We start from the raw sequence: 15,339 nt of genomic DNA, 5'->3' as shown, positions 1-15,339 counted from the left end.
CACATGGACATTGACAATCCCCGGCTCGTTGAGGAGTCGTCTGGGACGTGAACGTGACACCCATGATGACACACGAAAGTGAGGGATTCCTCATGTTTCCGGGTGACCTACCGGTATACCCATCAGTAACCCCGTGGGTAACTTGAAACACCATGTCAACGACCATCCGAAGGGTTGCGAAACCGCCAGGCCAGGCAACGTACCCGGCGGCGGGTCGACGGCCGAGCGCGCGCTCGGTCAACCGTTATGAAACCGTGATGTGATCCGGGCCACGCCGGCGTTCCGTCGGTGAGTCTGCGTCCGTCGCGAGGTGCCCCGGCACACATCGCCCGTGCCCTAGAGTCGGGCGCATGAGCAGTTGCATCTTCTGCGCCATCGTCGCGGGCACGGCTCCGGGCCGGATCGTCTACTCCGACGACGATGTCGTCGGTTTCCTCGACATCCGGCCGATCACACGCGGGCACACCCTGCTGGTCCCCCGCGTCCACTCGTCCGGCCTCGACGACCTCGACCCGTCCCTCGGGGCGGCCCTCTTCGCCGCCGGCCAGCGGGTCGGGTCGGCCATGAGGTCCGGACCGATGGCCGCGGACGGGGTCAACCTGGCCCTCAACGACGGCCGGGCCGCCTTCCAGACCGTCTTCCACACCCATCTGCACGTCGTGCCCCGCCGCGACGGCGACAAGCTCAGCTTCGCCAAAGGGCTCGTCGTGCGCCGCGACCCGAACCCCGACGAGACCGCCGACCTCGTCCGCGCATCCCTCGAGGCCACGGGATGACCGGCCTGATCATCCCCGAGGCGGTGATCGATCTCGTCCGGGACGCCGAGTGGATCACCGTCTTCAGCGGGGCCGGCATGTCCGCCGAGAGCGGGATCGCGACCTTCCGCGACGCGCAGACCGGACTGTGGGAGACCTTCGATCCGGCCGAACTCGCCACCCCGGAGGCGTGGGAACGAGACCCCGCCCTCGTCTGGGGCTGGTACCGCTGGCGCGCCCGCGAGGTCCTTGCCGCCGAACCGAACGCCGGACACCGCGCACTCGCCGAACTCGGCGCCTCCCGCACCGTCATGGTCGTCACCCAGAACGTCGACGACCTGCACGAGCGCGCCGGAAGCGACGTGGTCAGCCACCTCCACGGAAGCCTCTTCGCGCCGCGCTGCTCGGTGTGTCACACCCCCTACGACGGCCCGGACGCACGGCCCTCACCGACCGATCCCGACACCGAACACGTGCAACCCCGGGTGACGCCGCCGACCTGTCCGCGCTGCGGCGGCGACGTCCGCCCCGGTGTCGTCTGGTTCGGCGAGGCACTGCCGACCGACGACTGGCAGCGCGCCGATCAGGCGTTCCGCGCGGGTGAGGTGGTGATCGTCGTCGGCACGAGCGGCATCGTCTATCCGGCCGCGTCACTACCCGAACGTGCTGTACGCGAAGGCATCCCGGTCATCGAGTTCAATCCCGCCGAATCGTCGGTGTCCGAGTTGGTCACCCACAGTCTGCGGGTCCCGGCCGCCGCGGGGCTGCCGGCCCTGCTCCGCGCGCTGGACTGACGACCCGCGTCACTTCCCGCGTTCAATCACCCACGGTCAGGTCGATCGGGGTCCACGTCGGCACGTCCTCCGCGGCCGGCCGCTCGGTGAGCGAACCGGGCTTGCAGCCGCGCGCCTCGAGGGCCGCGGCCACCGCGTCGATCACCCGGTCCGGATCGAGTTCGAACTCCGACTCGCGGACCCGCGCGAATTCCCATCCGCAGCGCCGCAACTCACGCTCGCGCTCCAGATCCGAACGGGCCTGACGCCCGGTCCCCGGGAACGCGTCGGGATCGCATTCGACGGCCATCCGCGCGTCGGCGCCGAGTACCACCAGGTCGATGATGCGGTTGTTGACGGTCACCTTCGGGGTGACGTGATAGCCGAGTGCCGCGAGGCGGTTGAACACCCGCTGTTCGAGCAGGTTGTCGAAGGGTTCGACACGACGGTCGTCGGGCACGTCGGTCGGCATCGGGCTGATCGCGAGACCCTCGTGGGCGGTGAAGTACGACAGCAACGAGTACCGGAGATCGTTGTGCCGCAAGTCGTCCAGGCCGATCGAGTGGAACAGCCAGACCTGGTCCATGGCCCGGGTGGCCGCGACGTTGATCCGTCGCTGCGACTCGGCGCGGGTCAGTGCCGAGATCGCCGATGGGTCGGAGACCACCATCGACAGGAAGACGACGTGGCGCTCGTCGCCCTGGAAGTCCGGCGGGGTGCCCACCCGGATGCGCCGGGTGCGCCACGCCTGCGCGTCGAGTCCCTCACGCAGGGCCCGCTCGAGCGCCTCGGCCTGCTTGGTGCCCTGCAGTGCGATCACGCCGAAATCCCGGCCGTCGTAGGCAGGATCGCCCAGACACCGCCGGAGGGCCTCGACGATCGCCTCCACCTCGGCGTCGTTGACCAGTCCGGATCCGCTTCCGGTGGCCTGACCGTCGACGGCGACCGTCCGCAACGGCTCGAGCCGGTCCGAACCGTACTGCCGCACCGGGATCAACGGCGCGTTGCCGTAGAACTGCTGCGACGAGAACTCGATGATCTCCGGCATCGACCGGAAATGCTCGCGCAGCCCGACCACGTTGCCGAACCGACTGCGGAGCAACGAGAACAGACTCGACCGCGGGGTGAGCCCGTCACGAAGGTAGGTCGGCAGATCCGGGAGCGCCGCATCGAGTTCGGCGAAGGCGTCGTCGAGCGTGGTGCCCGCGAGTCCCACCGGCGCACACTGCTTGTCGTCGCCGACGACGATGATCCGAGGCGCGAGCCACAGCAGGAAGGAACTCGTGATGTCGGCCTGCGACGCCTCGTCGACGATGACGACGTCGAAGGAGTGCCGCCGCGGCGGAAGCGTCTCCGCCACCTGGCTGATCGACATGATCCAGGCCGGGATCGCGTTCTGCGCCACCGACATCGCCTCGCGCGCCGCACGCCGGAAGCGGTTCGCGTGCTTACCCGATCCCTTGCCGAGGTTGATCATGTGGTCGCGGTAGGACTGCAGCGCCTGGATCTCGCCGGTCGTGGTGCGCACCAGCAACTCCCGCCAGGCACGTGCCGAGGCGAGCCGGGTGGTCAACTGGGCGATGTCGACCTCGATGGCATCCAGGTCGGCCTGTATCCGGGCTTCGGAATGCGGATCGCTGCGCTCGGACACCCAGGTGTGGGCGTACCTCCACGCCCAGGCGGCGGCCATCTCCCGCGCACGATCCGACCAGACCGGATCGGAGGGCGTCGCCCACATCGTCCGGGCCAGTTCCGGGGCGCGACTCTTCAGACGCAGTTCGAGCAGATCGAGGGCGGTCTCGGCGTTCGCCTGCTCCTGGGCCCGGAGGAATGCCCTGCGCGCCGAACGGATCGCGTCGGCATCGGCGCTACCGAGCGCGGCGAGCAGCGCGTCCCCCTCGGGCGAGGGACCTTTCTCCAGCTCGGCGGCGAGCCCGTAGGCGCAGTCGGCGAGCTCACGTTCGGCCAGGGCGGCGTCGTTGGCGGCCGCGATCGACCCGGCCTGCTTGGCCACCTCGGCGATCTCGGCGACGCTGCGGGGTCGCGGGCCGCCGGGGCTGATGGCCTCGAGTTCGTGGACGAGGCGGTCACGGCCGGTGACCAGCCGTGAGATCCACGCCAGCTGGGAGTCGAGCCGGACGAGCTGATCGACCTGCGCGGACCGGGACCCGGAGGCGTCGACGGGTACATGGAGATCGGCCAGGATGCGATGGACCTGATGGACGGCGTCGACGACCGTCAGGTGGTCGGCGACCCGCCGCAACGATGCCTCGTCGGTCGGGACACGACCGTCGACCGTCGCCCGCACCGGCGATTCCTCGACCGCTCGCTGCTGCGGAGATCGACGTAGCCGGCCCCGCCACTGGCCGCCGTCCGCCAGATGGTCGGCCGCCGCGTCGAACAACGCCGCATCGCCCGGTCGGTCTCCGTCGACGAGGACCGTGTGAGCGCCCAGCTCGCGGTCGCGCCGAGCGGCTTCGGCGATCACCGGGGACAGGGTCGTCACCCGCGACCACAGGTGGGCTGCGCGGCCCGCCAGCAGACGGTCGGCCATGTCGACCATCGGGGCGGGGAACGACGACACCTCACCGGCGGCCACACCCAGCTCCTCGCAGAGCTGCTTGATGGAGAGCAGTCGTTCGCTGTCGACGCCGTCGAGAGACGGGAGCAACGATTCTGCGCCGTGATGGGGCTCGTGCGGGCGGGCGGCGATCCGCGCGCAGATGGTGTCCATCTCGGTGGGCTCCGGCAGACGGCCGGCGAGGTCGGGGAACCGCTGGGTCAGCCGCCCGGTGTCGCCGCCGGTCACCTTCAGCAGTTCGACGAGCCGGGAGAACTCCGCGGAGTCGAGCGGCGGGACCGCACCGTCGAGTCCCGGTGGCATCCAGTCATAGCGCTCGGCGTCGCGCTTGACCTGGCGGACGATCTCCGCCGGGGTGCCGCGGTAGTCCCCCGCCACCCACTCGTGGACCTCGGTCTCACCCGCCCGGAGATCCCAGAGCGCACGCATGATCTGGTCGCGCTGGTGCAGGGCGTGGTCGCGGCGGGCCTCGAGGTCGGCGATCTCGGCGTCGGCGACGGACATCGAGAACGCCGACTTGCGTGCGGCGAGGTTCTCGACCACCGACACGATGGTCTCGGCACGGTCCTGGGAGATGTCGGCGATCGACACCGTGAGTTCCCGCAGCGCGGGTGGGAGCATGTCCCGCAGTACGTGGAGCACGTGCGCCTTCTCACTGACGACCAGCACGCGCTGACCCTTCGCCAGCAGCGCCGACGTCACGTTGGCGATGGTGTGCGTCTTGCCCGTCCCGGGCGGTCCCTCGACCACCACGCCGCTGTCGTTGCCCAGCCGGACCAGCACGTCCCGCTGCTCGACGTTCGACGGCAGCGGGAAGAGCGCGTCGGCGATGAGACGTTGGGGCAAGAGCACATCGGGGTCGTCCAGGGCGGCGAGCCGGTCCTCGGCGTCGATCGGCCTGACGAGCTGGGCCAGACCGACGGGCACGCTCGAGTCCTCGTCGCGCAGGTCGTCGATGATCGCGTCGTAGAAGGCGAGCGAGTTCTCGACGCCGCGGCGCCGCAGGACGATCGCCGGCCGCATGTCGAGCGCGAGGGTGGCGCGGTCCGCGTCGATCTCGATCTCGCCCAGCCACTCACCCACGAGGTCGGTGACCTTCTTCGCGACCACCGACGGCTGCTCGGCGAGTCTGGTCCGGGTCTTCACCGCTCCCGCGAGTTCCAGTCCGTCGACCGCGGCGAGGAGGTGGGTGTCGTGCATCGTCGGCGCGGATCCCGCGCCGAGTGACAGCCGGATGGCGCCGGACCCGTCGCGGTCGGCGACCACGGCCTGGGTGAGCAGATGCTCGCGGACCAGGGGTTCGGCGTCGGCATCGTCGTGGACCGTGACCAGAGCGTTGGCCAGGACGAGTTCGAGCGTCTCGGGACTCGCGGACAGTTCGTCGACGAGGCGTGCGACATCGGCGTGGACCGCGTCGGCGGAACCGATCTCGACGACGACCTGACCCGGTGCGGCCGCGGGCCGTACCGGGACCGGCGTCGAGGCGCCGACCCAGACGTGGCCGGCGTGGTCGTCGATGTCCCGGACATCCCCGGAGCGCGAGCGGACGACGTCCCGCAGGAACGCCATCAGCCGGGTGACCTGGTCTCGCAGCGTCTCGCGAGTGTCATCCTGCATCCGATGGGTTCCTCTCGTAGCCGGCGTTCCTACGCTACCAAGCCGCTGGTCAGAGGAACGGTGGTGGAACCTCTCAGGTGGTCGAGCGGAGCGCGCGGTACCCGCCGTCGACGTAGCGGACGTTGGTGTACCCCAGGTCGGCGATCTGCTCGGCGATCCGCGGAGCCTCCGAACTCACCGACACCACGGCGATCTCCGTGTCGCGCGCGATCTTTTTGCGTCGCGCCTCACCGGCGTCCCGGATGACCGGGAAGGTTCCGGTCGGGGTGGGACTCAGGAGGTCGGGAAGCTCGCTGGGTTCGACCACGAAGGCACCGGGAAGACTGCCCTGGTGGCGCACCACCTGCGGGCGGGCATCCACCATGACCGCGTTCCCTGCGCGGCTGTGGTCAATTGCTTCGGCTGCTGAAATTGCACTCACCACTGACACTGGTGACTCACCAATCCTGTGCTCACTCGTAATCGTCTGTCACATCCACCGGCGTATCCGCCGATCGGGATGGACACCTTGAAGACCCCCGCTTCAAGGTTACGGAATGATCTCGGTTTGACAAGTTCCGTCACTGTCATTGCGGCACGCTGAGCGAATACCCCCGCTCAGCTCAGCGCGGTATCAGGACCGGCGACCGCGACCCGCGACCCGCGGCGACGGCCGCTTGCCCCAGTTGTCACGCCCACCCTGCGGTCCGCCGCGCTTGCCGCCGCGGGTGCGCGGGGAGCCGAGGTCCTTCCGGATGTCGATCGGGTTCTTACCGATCTTGGTGTGGCGGAGCGACGACAGGGTCTCGTTGTCGAGGTCGTCGGGCAGCTCGACGAGACTGAAGTCGTCGCGGATGCTGATGTTGCCGAAGTCCGCGCGGGTCAGGCCGCCCTCGTTCGCGATCGCGCCGACGATCGCACCCGGGGACACCTTGTGCTTGCGGCCGACCGCGATGCGGTAGGTGGCGAAGTTCGCACCGGGCCGGCGCGGGGTGCGCTCCCGTTCACGGTTCGCCCGCTTCTCCGACTCCGGCGGATCGGGCGACAGGAGGAATCCGCCGTCGCGTGTCTCGAGGGCCAGCGCGGCAGCGATGTCGGCCATCGCCACGTCGTTGTCGCGGGCATAGTTCTCGATGAGTCCGCGGAACAGGTCCAGATTGTCCGAGGAGAGGTTCTGGGTGATCGACTCACCGAACTTCGCGACGCGCTGCGCGTTGACGTCGTCGACGCTGGGCAGGCCGATCTCGGTCAGTTCCTGACGCGTCGCCCGTTCGATGGCGCGCAGCAGGTGGCGCTCACGCGGGGAGACGAAGAGCAGCGCGTTGCCCGAACGTCCGGCGCGGCCGGTGCGTCCGATGCGGTGCACATACGACTCGGTGTCGTGCGGGATGTCGTAGTTGACGACGTGCGAGATGCGGTCGACGTCGAGACCACGGGCTGCCACGTCGGTGGCCACGAGGATGTCGATCGAGCCGTTCTTGAGCTGGTTTATGGTCCGCTCGCGCTGCGCCTGAGCGAGGTCGCCGTTGATAGCGACCGCCGACAGTCCGCGCGAACGGAGCTTCTCCGCGAGTTCCTCGGTCGCCTGCTTGGTGCGGACGAACACGATCATCGCGTCGAATTCCTCGACCTCGAGGAATCGGGTCAGCGCGTCGAGTTTGCGCTGGTGGGACACCTGCAGATAGCGCTGCGTGATGTTCTGCGCGGTCGCCGTCTTGGACTTGACGGTGATCTCCTGCGGCGACTTCAGGTAGCGCTGGGCGAGCCGGCGGATCGAGCTGGGCATGGTCGCGGAGAACAGAGCGACCTGCTTGGTGTCCGGAGTCTCGGCGAGGATGCGCTCGACGTCCTCGGCGAAGCCCATCGTGAGCATCTCGTCGGCCTCGTCGAGCACGAGGAACTCGAGTCCGGAGATGTCGAGGGTCTTCTTGTCGAGGTGGTCGATGACACGACCGGGCGTGCCGACGATCACCTGCGCGCCGCGCCGCAGGCCCGCGAGCTGCACACCGTAGGACTGTCCGCCGTAGATCGGCAGGACCTTCACCTCGGGCATGTGCGCGGAGTAGCGACCGAAGGCCTCGGACACCTGCAGGGCCAGTTCACGCGTGGGCGCGAGGATCAGTGCTTGGGGCGTGCGGGCGGACGTGTCGAGCCGCGAGAGGATCGGGATCGCGAAGGCGGCGGTCTTTCCGGTGCCGGTCTGCGCCAGGCCGACGACGTCGCGGCCGTCCATCAGCGGCGGGATCGTCGCCGCCTGGATCGGCGAGGGGGTCTCGTAGCCGACGTCGGTGATCGCGGCGCGGACTCGCGGCTCGATGCCGAGATCGTCGAACGAACCACCAGGGGCGTCTTGTGCGGAGGTGTCAGCCGGCGCGCTGTGCTCGCCTTGTTCGGAAGTGCTCATGCGCGGGTCTCATTCATCGGACTCAACTGTAATCGCACCACCCCGGAATGTCGGCATCGTGCCACGTTCGCGTCACATAGCGCAGCTGAACAGCGAGTAAGGCACTATTGGCGGCACGTGTGATGCATCACACCGATACTGGTACTGTCAGTGCCACTCAAACGGCGTAGTGCCCGGTCACCGCGGAACTGACGCCGGAAATGTCCAGATATAGTTGCCGTCACAGGAGTGCCATGCAGCAGCAGTACGCCACCCCGTCTGATCTCACGATCGACGAGAAGGCGAACCTCGTCGACTCGATCCTTCGTTATCGGACCGAGCGGCCCACGATGCCTCTCTTCCGCAAGCGCTCCCACAATCAGTGGATCAACGTCACCGCGAAGCACTTCGCCGACGAGGTCGACGCGGTCGCCAAGGGACTCGTCGCGTCGGGCATCGAGCCCGGCGACCGCGTGGCGATCCTGTCGTCGACGCGGTACGAGTGGACCGTTCTCGACTACGCCATCTGGCGCGCGGGCGCGTGCACCGTCGCCATCTACGAGACCTCGGCCCCCGATCAGGTGCAGTGGATCCTCGAGGATTCCGGAGCCAAGCTCCTCTTCGTCGAGGACCAAGGCCATTACACCAAGCACATCCGGGTGATCGACGAGACGCCGACACTCAAGGAAACCCTGGTCATCGACGAGCACGCGCTGCCGACGATCACCAAGCGCGGCGCGAAGACGGCCGACGACGAACTCGACCGCCGCTACGCGAATTCGCTGTCGTCCGATGCCGCGACCCTCATCTACACCTCGGGCACCACCGGTCGTCCGAAGGGTGTCCTGCTCACCCACGCCAACTTCATGGCCGAGTGCGCCGCCACCCGCGACGCCGTCGGCGCCGGTCTGGCGGAGGGCAAGACCACTCTGCTGTTCCTCCCGCTCGCCCACGTCTTCGCACGCGTCATCGCAGTGGCCAGCGTGGAGAACGGGGTCATCCTGGGCCACACCAACGACATCGCCAATCTCGTCAACGATTTCGCGGTCTTCAAGCCGCACTACGTGCTGTCGGTGCCGCGCGTGTTCGAGAAGGTCTACAACTCGGCCAAGCAGAAGGCCTACGACGGCGGCAAGGGCTCCATCTTCGAGAAGGCAACCGACACCGCCATCGAGTACAGCAAGGCCACCGAGGACGGCAAGGTCGGCCTCGGCCTGAAGCTCCGCCACGCCTTGTTCGACAAGCTCGTCTACGGCAAGCTCCGTGCAGCTCTCGGCGGCCAGTGTGAGGGTGCGATCTCCGGTGGTGCACCGCTCGGCGCCCGCCTCGGCCACTTCTTCCGCGGCGTCGGCATCCCGGTCTACGAGGGCTACGGCCTGTCGGAGACCACGGCCGCGGTCACCGCGAACAACGAGGAACACCAGAAGGTCGGCTCGGTGGGCCGCCCGGTTCCCGGTGTGACGGTCGCCATCGCCGACGACGGCGAGATCCTCCTCAAGGGGCCGGTCGTCTTCGGCGGCTACTGGCGCAACGAGGCCGCGAGCGCCGACGCGATCCGCGACGGCTGGTTCCACACCGGTGACATCGGCACCCTCGACGACGGCTACCTCTTCATCACCGGCCGCAAGAAGGAGCTGATCGTCACCGCGGGCGGCAAGAACGTCTCCCCTGCTCAGCTCGAGGACTCGATCCGCGCCCATCCGATGATCAGCCAGTGCCTGGTGGTCGGCGACAACAAGCCGTTCATCGCCGCACTGATCACCATCGACCCGGAGGCCGTGCCGGGCTGGCTGGAGCGTCACCATCTGCCCGCCGACACCCCGCTGTCGGAGCTGATCGAGAATCCGGACCTGAAGGCCGAGATCGACGCCGCGGTGAAGGACGCCAACAGCAAGGTCTCCAACGCCGAGGCGATCAAGAAGTTCACCATCCTCGACACCGACTTCTCGATCGAGACCGGTGAGCTGACGCCGACGCTGAAGCTCAAGCGCAACGTCATCCACGACGCGCACAAGCAGGCGATCGCCGACCTCTACACGTAGGCGCCCGCGTCGGATACACGCAGGCGTCCACTCGTCAGCGATTTCCGTCACGACTCACCGCGGCCCGGGATGACTCCGGGCCGCGGTGAGTTCTATCTTCAGATCAATGTCTCAAGAACGAGGGTCTGGGAACCGAGATCTCGCCATCGACGCCACCCGCGGGGTGGCGATCTGGAGCATGGTCACCGCACACTTCGCCACCGACGCTCCGCTGGCGTCGCCCACGCACGCGTTTCCCTACGTCGACGGCATGTCGGCATTCGTCATGCTCTCGGGCATCGTGCTGGGCCTCGTGTACCAGCGCTGGGCGACGCGCCACGGGTTGCGGTACGCCTACGTCCGGCTGGCCAAACGGATCGCGGTCCTCTATGTGTGTCAGCTGGTCATCGCGCTGGTCGCCGTCGCGGCAGCACTCGCGGGGCACCGCTGGCTGACGCTCCTGCTCCCGGTCGACGGCTGGATCGACGGCATCTGGCTCTCGGTGACGATGCAGTACCTGCCGAGCGGCGGGAACATCCTGCTCCTCTACATGGTGCTGATGGTCTCGGCGTTCGCCCTGTTCCCTCTCCTCCAGCGTGGCTGGTGGGCGTGGACCGTCGCCGCTTCCCTGGCGTTGTACGTACTCTCGCTCGTCTGGTCCCCGGACTGGTTCTACGTCAGCGCCTACCAGGCGGCCCCCCACATCCAGAACGTGGCGGGATGGCAGATCATGTTCATCCCGTCGGTGGTCATCGGCTGGAACTGGTCCCGCTGGCGTGTCCCGGAGTTCATCGACCGCTGGCTCGTCGTCATCGTCGCGGTCGCGGTGACGGTCGCGCTGTTCTTCCACTACGGAGTCGACGTCGGGCCATGGGCGCACCTCGAGCCCACCATCGCCGACAAGCTGGACTTCCGGCCCGCGCGTGCCATCGGCGCCTACCTGGCGATCCCGGCCATCTACGGAGTGTTCCGGCTGCTGCTCCGGTGGTGGCATCACGACTGGCTGCGTCCGCTGGTGATGACCGGGACCCGGAGCCTCGACTCGTACGTCATCCAGGCGATCGCGCTGGTCGTCGTACCCATTCACATCGCTCACCGCCCGTGGGACACGATCACGATGCAGGCCGTCGCGCTACTGGTCTTCGGCATCTGCTGGGCGTGGGCCGAGTTCCGGTACTTCACCCACATCGACAAACTTCACAAGGTCCCCGGACGAGTCGTGCGTGGCGTCCTGCCACACCGTGACGCAGCCGAGCCGGGTCCCGTCACCGACGACGCCCCTGGTGTCGAGACCTATCTCGAACCCGGAGTGCCGGCCGACGATCAGCCGCAACCGACAGGAGCACATGCATGACCAGCGAGACCATCCCCGGTGACATGACACGCAGCGTGCATTCCGGGAACGACTCGTCGGGTCCGTCGGTCCGCACGCCCATCACGATGGCGAACTCGTATCACCTGCCGCCCGAACCGGAACAGATGAGCTGGTCGGGTACCGAGCAGCTGTTCTACACGCGCAACACCGGCGCGAACCAGGTCGCGCTTCAGGAGAAGCTCGCCGCACTCGAGGAGGCCGACGACGCGGTGGTCCTGGCGTCCGGCGTCGCGGCGCTGCACGCGGTGTTCTTCACCTTCCTCTCGACCGGCGACCACGTCGTCGTCTCGGACACGACCTACGAGGCGACGTGGAAGCTGTGGGCGGAGCTGTTGCCGGACAAGTACGGGATCGAGGCGACCTTCGTCGACATCACCGATCCCGACAACGTCCGGGCGGCACTGCGTCCCACCACGCGGCTGGTGGCGGTCGAGACGATCGCGAATCCGACGACGAAGGTCGGGGACATCGCGGCGCTCGCCGACATCGCGCACTCCGCCGACGCCCTGCTGCTCGTCGACTCGACCTTCACCCCGCCTCCCCTGTACCGGCCGCTCGCCGACGGCGCCGACCTCGTCGTGCATTCGCTGACCAAGTACATCAACGGTCACGGTGACGCGATGGGTGGCGCGGTGCTCGGTCGGTCCGAACTGATCGGTCGGATCAGAGAACAGGCGATGGTCGACGTCGGCGGCGTGATCTCTCCGTTCAACGCGTGGCTGATCGCCCGTGGTGCCATCACCCTGCCGCTGCGACTGGCCCAACATCAGCGCAACGCCGAACGCGTCGCCGCCTTCCTCGACGCCGATCCGCGCATCGCCTTCGTGCGCTATCCCGGTCTCACCTCCCATCCCGAACACGAGCTGGCGGCACGCCAGTTCGGCGGACGCGGGTTCGGCGCGATGATGGCCTTCGCCGTCCGCGGGGACTCGGCGACCCAGAACCGTTTCGTCGGAGCCCTGAAGGTGATCACGTCGGCGGTGTCGCTCGGCCACGACGAGTCGCTCATCGTCCACGTCGGACCCGAAGGCCCTCGCGTCGCCGTCTATCCCGAGCCGTTTCGGCAATGGGGGCACCTGAGATTCTCCGTCGGTCTGGAAGACGCCGACGATCTGATCGCCGACCTCGCCCAGGCTCTCGACGCAACCTTCCCGAGCGCCGGCTGAGCGCGCGTATCGTTCGAGGCGCCGGCCTCTCGTTCACCCCCCGGCGAAAGGCGGCGGCGATGTCAGGCAACCCGGTCATCGGCGCGGTCGATCGCGCCACCGAGAGCCCGTGGTTCGAGCATGTGGCGCGTGCCGGCCACGCCCTCAGCGGGCTCCTCCACCTGCTCATCGCCTACATCATCGTGCGACTCGCATTCGGTGACACCGGGACGGCCGACCAGTCCGGGGCGCTGGGGATCTTCGCCGGCAACCCCGGGGGCCGGCTCGCGCTGTGGGTGGCCGCCGCGGCTTTCGCCGGCCTCGCCCTGTGGCGCATCGCGGAGGCGATCCTCGGGCCGCACCCGACGGAGCCCGGCAAGGAGAACGACGGTGCCCAGGACTGGCTGGACCGCGGGAAAGCACTGTCGCTGGCCGTCGTCTACGTCGGATTCGCCTGGACGGCCGTGCGATTCGCTCTGGGTAACGGCCAGTCGAGCGGAAAGCAGAACGCCGGACTCACCGCACGCCTGATGGAATCCGGCGGTGGGAAGTTCGTGGTGGTGGTGGCCGGCCTGATCATCATCGGCGTCGGCGTCTACCACGTGTACAAGGGCGCGAGCCGCTCGTTCCTCGATGACCTCAAACCCCCCATCGGTCGCTCGACCTCCGATGACGTCACGACATCCCGGGCCGGGGCGTCCGGCGACCGGGCCGCGACCATCGCCGGGGTGGTCGGATACTGCGGCAAGGGGCTCGTGCTGATCGGTACCGGCATCCTGGTGATCGTCGCGGTGGCGACCGCCGACCCGTCGAAGGCGAGCGGGATCGACGGGACGGTCAAATCACTGGCCGGGCTGCCCGCCGGACAGGTGCTGATGATCCTCGCTGCGATCGGGATCGCCGCCTACGGCGTGTACTGCTACTGGCTCACGCGTTACGCACGGATGTGACCGACCCCGGCAGTTCTCCGTCGGCCTCGTAGAGAATCCCGCGTCCGATCGCCTCGCGGACCACCGGCAGTGCCGCGGTGGCCAACGCATCGGCGTCGACACCGTGGAAGCCGGCGAGCAGCTCGATCAGGGCCTGGAGCGGAACCTGCCCGCGACATCCGGCGAGCAGTGCGCGTGACACCTCGTCGACGCCGAGAACCGCGGCGGGACCGCCGGGGCGGCGGACGGCGGCCCCGACCTGTTGCCATCCGTCCTCGCCGGGCAGCGAGTGTTCCTCGAGCATCACCGGCGCGACCGAGAGTCGCTTGTCCAGAAGTTCCGCGTCGGAGGTCTCGCGCAGGTATCGCCTGCGGGCCAGGAACGCCTGTGCCTCCGGGCCGGTGACCTCTTCACCGGCACCGGTGATCTCCTCGATCACGACGTCGGGTTCCCGGTCCTCCCCCGCCTCCGGCGCGCGGACGGTGATGGAACCCATGCCGATGGCCACGATGTCGTTGTCGTCGAACCATTCGAGCCACTGCTCCCCGCGGCGGGCCGCGGCCTGTTCGTCCTCCCCGGCGTCGGAGAGCCACAGGGACACGTAGCTGATCGGATCGGCAGCCTCCCGCTGGACGACCCAGGCATCGAGGCCGGTTCCGTCGAGCCATCCACGGACCCGGTCACGCCAGTCCGCACCGTCGCGGATGATCCAGTTGGCCAGGATCTGGGCGGTGCCGCCCGGGTTGAGGTGCGCCGGCAGCTCGCGGATGAGCTGCTCGCACAGGGCATCTCCGACGACGCCGGAGTCCCGGTAGATGTAGTCCTGACTGCCGGTCCCGACGACGAACGGCGGGTTGGAGACGATGAGGTCGAAGCGCTCCCCGGCCACGGGTTGGAACATGCTGCCGGCGCGCAGATCCCACGACATCCCGTTGAGGCGGGCGGTCGCCCGCGCCAGTGCCAGCGCCCGTTCGTTGGTGTCGGTGGCGACGATCTCCTCGCAGTGCGAGTTCAGGTGCAGCGCCTGGATGCCGCACCCGGTGCCGATGTCGAGGGCCCGTCGCGCCGGCTCGCGAATGATCGCGCGCGCCAGGGACACCGAGGCCCCACCGATGCCGAGCACGTGGTCGCGGGCCACGGGACCGGGCCGCATGGCGGCGTCCTGATCCGCTACGACGAGGAAGTCGTGGGTCTCGTCGGCGTGCGGGCGGATGTCGAGGCTCGCGCGTATCGCTCCGCCGTCGAGCCGGGTGAGGACGCCCTGGGCGACGAGTGCGTCGACGCCGGCGGACGGGAACGCTTGGGCGGCGGCGTCTTCCGGTTCGTCCGAGCCGAGCAGGAAGAGCCGGATCACGGTCGCGAGGCGCGACTCACCGGCACCGCCGTCGCGCTGTTCCGCCGCGGTCGCGGCCACCGCCGGCCACCACACCCCGCGCAGCAGTGCGGCGTGGACGTCCTCCCCGAGGAGTTCGGTCACGCCGTCGGTCGTGTAACCCGCAGCGCGGAGGTCGGCACTCAGGGCGTCGACGACTGTGTCGTCGGTGAGCGGGTGGACGACCGTGTCGTCGACGAGCGGATGAGGGGAGGGATGTCGCGCTGTCACCTCGTCGAGGCTACTCATCGTCCGACAATCGACGATCGTGGAGACCCTCGTCGTCAGCAGCCGGACCCCACGCCTGGATCCACCGTCCGGGACCGGTGGATCTCGGCTCGACGTGCAGACTTCGATCGAGGTCTGCAGGTCGAGCCGACGTCGACCTGTCACGGCTTGGGGGTCTGCT

Annotated in this window: 10 protein-coding genes; 6 read left to right on the top strand and 4 right to left on the bottom strand. The window is 68.5% G+C overall.

Annotation, left to right across the window (positions count from 1 at the left end):
• Positions 1-350 precede the first annotated feature (350 nt).
• Entirely contained in the window at positions 351-776 is a 426-nt protein-coding gene (locus tag BPODLACK_RS21515) for an HIT family protein (protein WP_159406214.1), read from the top strand.
• Positions 773-1,549: an SIR2 family NAD-dependent protein deacylase gene (locus BPODLACK_RS21510; protein WP_024498181.1), complete on the top strand. Its 777-nt coding sequence runs from the start codon at positions 773-775 to the stop codon at positions 1,547-1,549. Before BPODLACK_RS21515 ends, BPODLACK_RS21510 begins: the two co-directional genes overlap by 4 nt.
• 22 nt (positions 1,550-1,571) lie before the next feature.
• Here BPODLACK_RS21510 and BPODLACK_RS21505 read toward each other — a convergent pair whose 3' ends face one another.
• The 3 genes from BPODLACK_RS21505 to BPODLACK_RS21495 all read right to left on the bottom strand — a co-directional run bounded on the left by BPODLACK_RS21505 (position 1,572) and on the right by BPODLACK_RS21495 (position 8,109).
• Positions 1,572-5,726: an AAA domain-containing protein gene (locus tag BPODLACK_RS21505; RefSeq protein WP_159406213.1), complete on the bottom strand. Its 4,155-nt coding sequence runs from the start codon at positions 5,724-5,726 to the stop codon at positions 1,572-1,574.
• A gap of 73 nt (positions 5,727-5,799) precedes the next feature.
• The gene (locus BPODLACK_RS21500) at positions 5,800-6,090 is read right to left on the bottom strand and encodes a rhodanese-like domain-containing protein (protein ID WP_006437908.1); all 291 of its coding nucleotides are present in this window, start codon (positions 6,088-6,090) and stop codon (positions 5,800-5,802) included.
• Positions 6,091-6,339: 249 nt separating this feature from the next.
• A complete protein-coding gene (locus BPODLACK_RS21495; protein WP_024498178.1) occupies positions 6,340-8,109 on the bottom strand; it encodes a DEAD/DEAH box helicase in 1,770 nt (589 codons plus the stop codon).
• A gap of 233 nt (positions 8,110-8,342) precedes the next feature.
• Between BPODLACK_RS21495 and BPODLACK_RS21490 the strand changes: the two genes are divergently transcribed.
• The 4 genes from BPODLACK_RS21490 (at position 8,343) to BPODLACK_RS21475 (ending at position 13,579) form a co-directional block, all read left to right on the top strand.
• Positions 8,343-10,130 (top strand): AMP-dependent synthetase/ligase, encoded by a 1,788-nt coding sequence (locus tag BPODLACK_RS21490; RefSeq protein ID WP_024498177.1) that lies wholly within the window; start codon positions 8,343-8,345, stop codon positions 10,128-10,130.
• 106 nt (positions 10,131-10,236) lie between these two features.
• Positions 10,237-11,463, top strand: a complete 1,227-nt coding sequence (gene opgC, locus BPODLACK_RS21485; RefSeq protein ID WP_159406212.1) for an OpgC domain-containing protein — start codon at positions 10,237-10,239, stop codon at positions 11,461-11,463.
• A complete protein-coding gene (locus BPODLACK_RS21480) occupies positions 11,460-12,650 on the top strand; it encodes a trans-sulfuration enzyme family protein (RefSeq protein WP_024498175.1) in 1,191 nt (396 codons plus the stop codon). Before opgC ends, BPODLACK_RS21480 begins: the two co-directional genes overlap by 4 nt.
• Positions 12,651-12,709: 59 nt before the next feature.
• Positions 12,710-13,579, top strand: coding sequence for a DUF1206 domain-containing protein (locus tag BPODLACK_RS21475; RefSeq protein WP_024498174.1), 870 nt, complete (start codon positions 12,710-12,712; stop codon positions 13,577-13,579).
• On the opposite strand, the gene BPODLACK_RS21470 is transcribed toward BPODLACK_RS21475, so the two are convergent.
• Positions 13,557-15,179 carry a DUF7782 domain-containing protein gene (locus BPODLACK_RS21470; protein WP_159406211.1) on the bottom strand — a complete coding sequence of 541 codons (1,623 nt, stop codon included), beginning with the start codon at positions 15,177-15,179 and terminating at the stop codon, positions 13,557-13,559. The genes BPODLACK_RS21475 and BPODLACK_RS21470 overlap by 23 nt on opposite strands.
• Positions 15,180-15,339 lie beyond the last annotated feature (160 nt).

This window comes from Gordonia sp. YY1, from assembly GCF_009872315.1.
In the GTDB taxonomy this organism is placed as follows: Bacteria; Actinomycetota; Actinomycetes; order Mycobacteriales; family Mycobacteriaceae; genus Gordonia; species Gordonia amicalis.
This window is presented reverse-complemented; position numbering and strand designations above follow the sequence as displayed.